Raw genomic sequence first — 833 nt, 5'->3', positions numbered from 1 at the left:
TATTCCTATGCCAGTGTGCACTCAAAGCCGACGCTTTGGGGCCGCCTCTGCCGGGCTATCGCCCGGTCGAACAGTCGAAATTCGTGGAAGCCGTAATGGCACGAAGCGAACGAATGGCTGGATAGCGCAAGAGAGGCCAACCTAGAGCCCGTGAAAAGGCGAGCACACTGTCCGTACCGAGATCCGACACAGGTACTCGTGGCGGCGAAAGCCAAGGTCTGTCGGGAGCAACCGACGTTAGGGAATTCGGCAAGTTAGTCCCGTACGTTCGCAATAAGGGATGCCTGCCTCGCGAAGAGGCAGGTCGCAGTGACTCGGACGCTCCGACTGTCTAGTAACAACATAGGTGACCGCAAATCCGCAAGGACTCGTACGGTCACTGAATCCTGCCCAGTGCAGGTATCTGAACACCCCGTACAAGGGGACGAAGGACCTGTTAACGGCGGGGGTAACTATGACCCTCTTAAGGTAGCGTAGTACCTTGCCGCTTCAGTAGCGGCTTGCATGAATGGATCAACGAGAGCGTCACTGTCCCAACGTTGGGCCCGGTGAACTGTACGTTCCAGTGCGGAGTCTGGAGACCCCCAAGGGGAAGCGAAGACCCTATAGAGCTTTACTGCAGGCTGTCACTGAGACGTGGTCGCCATTGTGCAGCATAGGTAGGAGCCGCTACACAGGTACCCGCGCTAGCGGGCCACCGAGGCATCATTGAAATACTACCCGATGGTGACTGCGACTCTCACTCCTGGCGGAGGACACTGGTAGCCGGGCAGTTTGACTGGGGCGGTACGCGCCTGAAAAGATATCGGGCGCGCCCCAAGATTTCCTCACCC

The 833-nt window shown here is 58.0% G+C and carries 1 rRNA gene; it reads left to right on the top strand.

The window, feature by feature from the left end:
• Positions 1–833, top strand: a 23S ribosomal RNA gene (locus NDO75_RS27695); the annotation flags it as partial.

It is taken from the genome of Natrinema sp. 1APR25-10V2 (genome assembly GCF_031626495.1).
In the GTDB taxonomy this organism is placed as follows: domain Archaea; phylum Halobacteriota; class Halobacteria; order Halobacteriales; family Natrialbaceae; genus Natrinema.
This window is presented reverse-complemented; position numbering and strand designations above follow the sequence as displayed.